The organism is uncultured Cyclobacterium sp., assembly GCF_963976465.1.
GTDB lineage: Bacteria > Bacteroidota > Bacteroidia > Cytophagales > Cyclobacteriaceae > Cyclobacterium.
Genome location: NZ_CAXBOC010000669.1, coordinates 1 through 2273 on the forward strand (window position 1 = coordinate 1; position 2273 = coordinate 2273).

The following is a 2273-nucleotide window of genomic DNA, read 5'->3' on the forward strand; positions in this document are numbered from 1 at the left end:
CCTGAGCCAATAGACCGGTTACCCGCAGCTCCAATGCCATTGGCAAAGGCTAAAGGCAACAAGCCGATGATAAAAGCAAAAGAAGTCATGAGTATAGGTCTTAACCGTACTTTGGCCCCTTCAAAAGCAGCCTCAGTAATACTGGCTCCCCCTGCCCTGCGCTGCATGGCAAACTCTATAATCAAAATCGCATTTTTTGCCAAAAGTCCAATAAGCATAACCATGGCAATTTGAAAGTAAATATTGGCCTCCAATCCAAGGAAATAGGTAGTTAAATATGCCCCCATTACCCCAACTGGCAAGGACAATAAAACCGCCAATGGAATAAGGTAACTCTCATATTGAGCAGCTAAAATAAAGTACACAAAGAGTATGCTTAGCAGAATAATAAAGGTGGTTTGACTACTGGCATTGATTTCCTCTCTAGTCAAACCGGAATAATCCACGGCAAAATTTCTCGGCAATTCGGTTGCGTTGACTTCTTGTATGGCCTTGATGGCATCACCCGTACTGTATCCGGGAGCCGCAGCACCGTTGATGGAAACCGAGTTAAATAAGTTAAATCGGGTAACTGCCTGGGGACCATAGACCCGCTTAAGTGAAAGGAATTCAGAAATAGGAGCCATCTCCCCTTGTTTATTCCGGACAAACAATGAATTCAGGTCATCCACTTCGGCCCGATCTTGAGGCAGTGCCTGCACATAAACCCTGTATTGCTTACCAAACTTAGAGAAATCTGCAGCGTAAATACTTCCAATATACCCCTGAAGGGTACCCAATATGCTACTTACACTTACCCCTGCTTCTTTCGCTTTAGGAATGTTAAGTACCATCTCATATTGAGGATAACCTGTACTGAATGCGGTTTGTGCATATTGGATTTCCGGCCTTTCCATCAACTTACCCATGTATTTCTTAACCTCAATGTCCAATTCATTAAAGCTACCTCCGGATTGGTCTAAAAACTTCAATTCAAACCCAGAAGAAACACCAAAGCCTGGTATACTTGGGGGTGCAAAGAACAATATTTTTGCACCGGGAATCCCCGCTGCAATACCAAACATCTTACCTATTAGGGCTTGGGCAGACAAAGAATCAGCACCTCTTTCCTCCCAAGGTTTCAAACGAATAAAGCCTAACCCAAAATTGCTTCCTTCTCCTGAAATTAAACTAAAACCATTGACCATCGAACCACCTTCCACTCCAGGTAGGTTTTCAATGGATTGCATCAGTTCATCAGTGACAGCAACGGTCCTATCCAAGGAAGCGCCTTCAGGTAGCACTATATCTGTAAATATCAGCCCCCTGTCTTCATCCGGTACAAAACCGGTAGGTGTATTTTCAGCTGCCCAAAAAATAGCACCAAACGAACCAAAAATGATTACTCCCGTAATCCATTTGAAGCGGTACAAAAATTTTAATGCCCCCACATACCTTGCTGTAGTGATTTCAAATGCTGTATTGAAACCGTTGAAAAAACGCTTGACTAAACCGGGTTTCTTACCTTGCTCTTCAGTGTGTGGTTTTAGTAATATAGCACAAAGAGCCGGACTTAAGGTCAAAGCATTTACTGCGGAAATAGCAATGGCCAACATTAAAGTAACCCCAAATTGCTCATAAAAGACACCTGTAGGACCGGTAATAAAGGTAACAGGAATAAATACAGCTCCCATTACCAAGGTAATTGAAATAATGGCACCGGTAATTTCTTCCATTGCTTTATGAGTAGCCTTCTTGGCATTTTTTACGCCTCCATTTTAGCATGGACGGCTTCCACTACCACGATCGCATCATCCACCACTATTCCTATGGCCAACACCAATGCAAATAGTGTCAATAGGTTAACCGAATAACCCAAAACATTTAGGAAAAAGAAAGTCCCAACAATGGAAACAGGAACAGAAATAGCAGGTATTAAGGTGGACCTAAAATCCTGAAGGAAAATAAATACCACGATAAAAACCAATATAAATGCTTCGATCAAAGTGGTGGTGACTTTAGCGATAGAAGCGTTAAGAAAATCATTGGTATCAAAATTTATGAAAATTGACAATCCTTTGGGAAACCTAGGTTCCATATCATTCAAGGACGCTTTTACATTGTCTATGATTTCTTGCGCATTCGAACCGGGTGTTTGGTATACAGCCATACTTACACCGGGTTTTCCATTGGTATACGACATCACAGAATAGCCTTGGGCATCCATTTCAACATCTGCCACATCTTTTAACCGAAGAAATTGGCCATTTCCTAAAGCTTTAATGACTATATCC

The 2273-nt window shown here is 41.9% G+C and carries 2 protein-coding genes; both read right to left on the reverse strand.

Annotation, left to right across the window (positions count from 1 at the left end; all coding sequences use genetic code 11):
* A partial coding sequence (locus tag AAC037_RS23660; RefSeq protein WP_339906103.1) for an efflux RND transporter permease subunit occupies positions 1 to 1715 on the reverse strand: 1715 nt, incomplete at its 3' end.
* 29 nt (positions 1716 to 1744) lie between these two features.
* A partial coding sequence (locus AAC037_RS23665) for an efflux RND transporter permease subunit (protein ID WP_339906104.1) occupies positions 1745 to 2273 on the reverse strand: 529 nt, incomplete at its 5' end.